Annotated in this window: 2 protein-coding genes and 1 pseudogene; all 3 read right to left on the bottom strand. The window is 34.0% G+C overall.

What is annotated here, in order from left to right; translation table 11 throughout:
- Nucleotides 1-2,969: C1 family peptidase (locus ACKI5C_RS10380; protein WP_407433039.1), on the bottom strand; the 2,969-nt coding region annotated here is incomplete at its 3' end.
- A 113-nt stretch (nt 2,970-3,082) separates the two neighbouring features.
- A complete protein-coding gene (locus ACKI5C_RS10375; protein ID WP_407433038.1) occupies nt 3,083-6,415 on the bottom strand; it encodes a C1 family peptidase in 3,333 nt (1,110 codons plus the stop codon).
- A gap of 113 nt (nt 6,416-6,528) precedes the next feature.
- A pseudogene (locus tag ACKI5C_RS10370) lies at nt 6,529-6,958 on the bottom strand (hypothetical protein); the annotation flags it as partial.

Below are 6,958 nucleotides of genomic sequence, written 5' to 3'. Positions count from 1 at the left end.
AAAACACCATTAATATTCATGGTAATGTTAACTCCACTAACAGGATTTCCTTCACCATCAATCAAGTCAATATAGAACTGTGAATCATTTCTGAAGTATTTAACTAAGTTATCGGCAATTAATGTTGGCAATACAGTAATGGTATTTTCAACTGTCGTGCCGTTAAATGTTGTCTTAATTGTGTAATCGCCAGGATTTAAATTAATAGCTATTCTAGCAGTACCATTTTCATCACTGGTTCTGTTATATGTTCCACCATTAATTTCAAATGTAACAGTTTCGTTGGCAACACCGATATTAGCCTCAAATTTGGAATCATTTTTATAGATTTTAACCAAATCTTCAGTGTAGAAAGGCATAGCAACTGTGTATGCTTTTAGACATGCAATATAACCTAAGTCATATGCATCTTGCCAAGGCTGTCCGTCAATACTGACAAATGAAATGTTTTGAGTATAATGAACTCTGGTATCAGAAAGATCAATGAATGGAACACCGTTTGAGGTAATCGCTGCTTTGAAGACATCTCCTTTTTTGACTGGTATGTAATCGTTTAATTTGATGGTATGGTAACCAAGATATGGAGATACTCCTTCCTGAGTTAGTTTTAACACATCATTAACAAAAATTTCGACTGTATAGTTGATGCCACTTTGGTTGAAGTATGTTCCAACTGCTGCAATCAAATCATCATCTAAAGCTTCAAATACATTCATATAACTTGCAGTTGAATTGCCTGTATCGAACCCTTCGCCCCACATTAAATCATACTGATAGTTCTTATTATATGGAACTGTATTTTCAATTATTATTGCAGTTGCATATCGAAATATCCTGTCAGGAATATATTGCAAGAAAGTCTGGTCATAATATGAAACATACAGGAATCCGTTTTCTCCAAAATTAGTTCCCCAACTGTTTTTGACAATCCATGCACCGTCACCCGGCGGAATAATTCCGAAATTCTCTTTTGGATAGTTGTCATCCCATCCAACAACTGAAACAGCATGGTTTGGAGGAATAGTTACATTCACATACTGTGAATGAGTGTCAGGTCTGTAATAAGGAGTCACATCATCATATGTGGACTGTCCATTGTAAGTTACATCTATGGAACCGTATTTCAGGATTGCCCATTTGAGCTGTGTGCCGTTCGGTATTTCGTTATTAGGTATGAACATAAGATCCTGAACATGAATATCATTTTGGGTTGTAATCACCGGTGAAAGCTTTCCTAACTCATCATAGGTATCGGCACCCTGTATAAATGCTCCAAGCCAGCTCAAGAGATAAGCTGTGGAATCAATGTTGCCTCCCCCTTCGATTGTTTGAGTATCACCGTAAATTGAATATTTCATCATGGTATTCTTCATGTTGTTTTCTGAAAGAACCGCTGCAAGGCCGGTTGCTTTCAATAACGCTGATTCAAGTACTCCAGTCATTCCGAATGTCCAGCAGGCTCCCGCCCAACCTTGATTTTTGATTGGTGAAACCCATCCCCAGTCACGTGAATCATATCTTGCTGGAAGAGCAGTAACATTGATTACATTGTTGATTAATGTTAACTGCAGGCCTTCTCCATCTTGGATTGTTGCATAGAATGTATTGTTGGTTGAGACATTATTATCATTGATGAAAATATTTGTTTCGTCTATATTGGATTGTTTATCGAAAAATGTGTAGATTGGGTTTGTATTATTTTCAAACAGTGAATTTCTAATGTTATATGATCCATCATAAGCATAAATTGCATTTCCAGCACTTGCAGTGTTGTTGATGAATCTGGAGTCATTTATACTTATTGTAGACATGTCAATGACCATTGCGCCACCGTAAGTAGGATATCCTTCAATAATGTCAACACCATTTGAAGTGAAATTACAGTCATTGATTTCAGCAGAATCAACATATGAAATGTAAACTGCACCTCCATTGTATGTAGCATGACAGTTTGTGAATTCAGTATTGTTTATGATGAGATTTCCACCGAATTGGATATAAGCACCACCAAATCCAGAAGAAGCGTTCCTGAATACCGTATCAAGTATTGTCACATTACCCGGACTTAAGTTATCACCTCCAGGAATATCTGCAAGAATGGCTCCTGCATTTTTAGCAGAAGTGACGTTGATGAATTCACAATTCCTGATGTATAGCACACCACCACTTTTAAGGCCTATTGCACCTGAAGAGATGTTTGTAGCCAGATTAATAAATTTGGAATTGAGTATTGTAAGAGCTTTTGATTTTTCCATATATATTGCAGGAGTATAGTCTGAAACAATATTTGCAAATGTGACATTGTCAACATAACCTTCCGCTTCTTTAATAATAATTTGACCACGTTTGGCATGTACATCTGAAGTGAATTCTGTGTTGTAGAGGTTTAATTTACCTTTTTCAACATATATTGATGAGCCGGCACCTCCATAATTATCAATGAATTTTGAATTGTTAATGTTTAAAACATTATCAGATAAAAGTTCTATAGCTCCTCCTTCTTTAGTTGCGTAGTTATCAATGAAAGTAACATTGTTTAATATTAATGATCCTGTAGTATATATTGCTCCACCTTTTTCAGCATTACCTCCAGTTAAAATGAGATTGGTTAATGTTACATTGTTTGCGGTAATGTTGAATATTCTTGATTGGTTTTTTGCGTCAATTGTGTGGCCATTACCGTTAAGGACAAAATTATCCTTGCTGATTAAAATTCCTGTATTGTTGTCAGTTTCATTGTTGAACGTATAATCCTTGGTTAAATCCAAAGTCGTACCTGCATTTTCTATTTCATCAGTTAAATTACTGAATGAACTTTCACCAGTCGTATAAATATAGTTTTGCGTAATTTCCAAAGTATCTTGACCGCCATCACTTATAATCTCATCGGAAATGACATCTGCTGCACAGACCACCCCCACCGACATAATCAAAATAAGCATGACAATCATTATTTTCATAATTTTCATAATTATCACACATATAAATTTATGTCAAAAATCAGTATTTAAGTATTTATATTTGATTATAATGGTTAATAGCAGTGCTAATTAAAAAAAAAGAAATGAAAGGATTAAGTTAATTAATCCTTGATAGTTATTGTATTTGCGATTCTCATTCCATCATACTCTGAAGTAATGATGTATTCGCCGGCCATCAGATTAATGTTTAACCTAGCAATTCCATAGGAATCAGTGTATCTTGTGTAAAATACTCCATTGATATTGAATGTGACTGCAGCGTCTTTCAATGGATTACCTTGACCATCCAGAACAGTAACATTGAATGTAGAACCGTCTTTATACCTCATCTCCAAATCAATAGCGTTTAGAGTAGGTAAAACTGTAATGTTATATGACATCTGAAGACCAGTCAACGGATCAATAGCAGTTAATATGTACTCTCCAGGGTTTAAATTAATGTTTAATCTGGCAGTACCATTTTCATTGGTTGTACGGTTATAGAAAACACCGTTAATATTCATGGTAATGTTAACTCCACTAACAGGATTTCCTTCACCATCAATCAAGTCAATATAGAACTGTGAATCATTTCTGAAGTATTTGACAAGGTTATCTGCAATCAATGTAGGCAATACAGTAACAGTATTTTTAACTGTTGTGCCGTTGAATATTGTTTTGATTATGTAGTTACCAGGATTTAAATTAATAGCCATTTTGGCAGTTCCGTTTTCATCACTGGTTCTTGTATAATTCATACCATTGATTTCAAAGATTACTGTTTCATTAGCCACCCCAATACCTGCTTCGAATTTGGAATCGTTTTTATAGATTTTGACCAAATCTTCAGTATAAATTGGTAAAGCCACAGTATAAACTTTTACACATGCAATATAACCTAAGTCATAAGCATCTTCCCAAGTTTTTCCATCTTTAGAAATAAATGAAATATTTTTAGTATAATGTGCTCTAGTATCCTCCAGGAGAATGTATGGAACCCAATTTGATGTTATTTTAGCTTTGAATACATCACCTTGTTTGATTGGTATGTATTCATTCAACTTGATTGTGTGATAACCTACAAATGGAGATACACCTTCTTGAGTTAATTTTAACACATCATTTACAAAGATTTCAACAGTATAATTGATACCGCTTCCATTGAAATATGTTCCAACAGCCGCAATAGCATCATTTTCCAATGCTTCATAGACATTCATATAACTTATAGTTCCATTTCCAGGTTCATTATTAGAAATCCATACCCAATCATATTGATAATTTTTATTGTACGGAACAGTATTTTCAATTACAGGTGTAGCAGCATAGTTAACAATCATTCCTGGTTTATATGCCAGGAGTGACTTGTCATAATATGAAACATACATGCAACCTTTGTCTCCAAAATCAGAGCCCCAGCTGTTTTTAATAATCCATGCACCATCGCCAGGAGGAGTAAAAAGGAATTTTTCTTTTGGGAAATTATCATCCCATCCAATAATAGCAACTTCATGGTTTGCCTGTTCAGGCACATCAACATATTGTGCATATGTTTTTGGGTTATAGTAAGGAGCTTCTTCATCATATGTGGATTGTCCAAAATAGGACACATCCAGGGAACCATATTTCAAAATCGCTTTTTTAATTTCTGTACCGTTAGGGATTTCATTATTAGGCACGAATATGAAATCCTGAACATGAATGTTTGGACCGGCTAAGTTTAGTGTTGTAATTTTTCCAAGTTCGTCATAAGTATCTGCATTATATGGGACTGCTCCAAGCCAGCTTAACAGATAACTTGAAGCAGCAAGATTATATCCTCCTTCTAATATTTCTTTATTACCATAATGTGAATATTTCATCTGGTTTTTCATGTTATTCATTGAAGTATGAAATTCAATACCTGTAGCTTTCAACAATGTTGATTCCAATGCACCAGTCATTCCAAATGTCCAGCAAGCATTCATCCATCCTTGGTCTCTGACTGTTGACATCCAGCCCCAATCACGTAAATCAAATTTGGATGGAAGAGTATCAACATCAATAGTATTGTTAATCAATGTTAAATTAAGGCCTTCTCCAACCACTACTGATTCATAATGTGTATTGTTGAGTGAAATATTGTCATTGATAAAAGTATTGTTTTCTAAACTGCATTTCTTATCGAAAAGAGTATAAATTCCATTTGTATTATTTTCAAATAATGTGTTTTTAATGTTATATGATGTATCGTATGCATAAACCCCATTACCATCAGTTGCGATGTTATTTACAAATCTGGAATCAGTTATATTTAAGGTACTTATATCACTGTATATTGCTCCACCATAGGTTGGATAATCATCAATATCATCAACGCCGTTTGAATCAAAAATACAATTATTGATTGCACTGTCTACACATGAAAGATAAATTGCACCTCCATTATAAGTAGCGTGATTGTTTATGAATTCTGTATTGTTTATCCATAATTGTCCTCCTAACTGGAGATATGCTCCACCAAATTCAGAATCTGTGTCTTTAAATAAGCTATTAACTATGGTTACATTACCCTCAGAACTGGCATATCCTGTGATGTCCACATAAACGGCCCCAGCATTTCTGAAAGAGGTGGTGTTTATAAATTTACAATTTTCAATGTATAGTTCACCGCCTTCCCTAAGACTCATTGCACCTGCACTGATGTTGGCTTTTAGATTATTGAATTTAGAATTAATTATTCTGGCTTTAGAACTTGAAAGATATACCGCAGGTGAATACTTTGTAATAATATTTTCAAAAGTAGTATTTTCTATATTAATTGATGAACCTGTGTGACCATAAATTTGACCCGCTTTAGAAAATGTTTTTGAAGTTAGGTATGCATTGTAAAGATTTAGCTTACCTTTCTGAATAAATATTGTGCCCCTTTCAGCAGCATTGTCAATGAATTTCGAATTGTTACAGATAAGAGTTACATCTTCATAGAGTGCTATAGCTCCACCAAACTCACGAGCATTATTATTAATAAAAGTAATATTATTTAATGTTAATGTCCCATTAACACGTATTGCTGCACCTTTATCTGAATTAGCGTTGATTAAAACTAAATCATTTAATGTAACATTGTTTGCAGTAATGTTGAATATTCTTGATTGATTGTTTCCATCAAGTATGTGGCCATTACCGTTAAGGACAAAGTTGTCCTTGCTGATTAAAATTCCCGTATTGTTGTCAGTTGCATTGTTGAATGTATAGTCCTTGGTTAAATCCAAAGTTGTACCTGCATTTTCTATTTCATCAGCCAGATTACTGAATGAACTTTCCCCAGTCGTATAAATATCGTATTGCATAATTTCCAAAGTATCATGACCGCCATCACTTATAATCTCATCGGAAATATCGTCTGCTGCACAGACCGCCCCCACCGACATGATTAAAACAAGCATGACAATCATTATTTTCATAATTTTCATAATTATCACAATATAAATTTATGTCAAAAATCAGTATTTAAGTATTTATATTTGATTATAATGGTCAATAGTAGCACCAATTAAAAAAAAAGAAAAAGAAAGGATTAAATTAATTAATCCTTAATAGTTATTGTGTTTGCAACTTTTAACCCATCATACTCCGAAGTAATGATGTATTTTCCAGCCATCAGATTAATGTTTAGCTTAGCTATTCCATTGGAATCTGAGTATCTTGTGTAAAATACTCCATTGATATTGAATGTGACTGCAGTCTCTTTCAATGGATTACCTTGACCATCAAGAACAGTGACATTGAATGTTGAACCGTCTTTATACTTCATCTCTAAATCAGTAGCGTTTAGAGTAGGTAAAACTGTAATGTTATATGACATCTGAAGACCAGTCAAAGGATCAATAGCAGTTAATATGTACTCCCCAGGGTTTAAATTAATGTTTAATCTGGCAGTACCATTTTCATTGGTTGTACGGTTATAGAAAACACCATTAATATTCATGGTAATGTTAACTCCACTAACAGGATTT

It is taken from the genome of Methanobrevibacter sp. (assembly GCF_045646045.1).
Classification (GTDB): domain Archaea; phylum Methanobacteriota; class Methanobacteria; order Methanobacteriales; family Methanobacteriaceae; genus Methanocatella.
The sequence above is the reverse complement of the archived record's forward strand: the minus strand, read 5'-3'. Positions and strand labels throughout refer to the sequence as shown.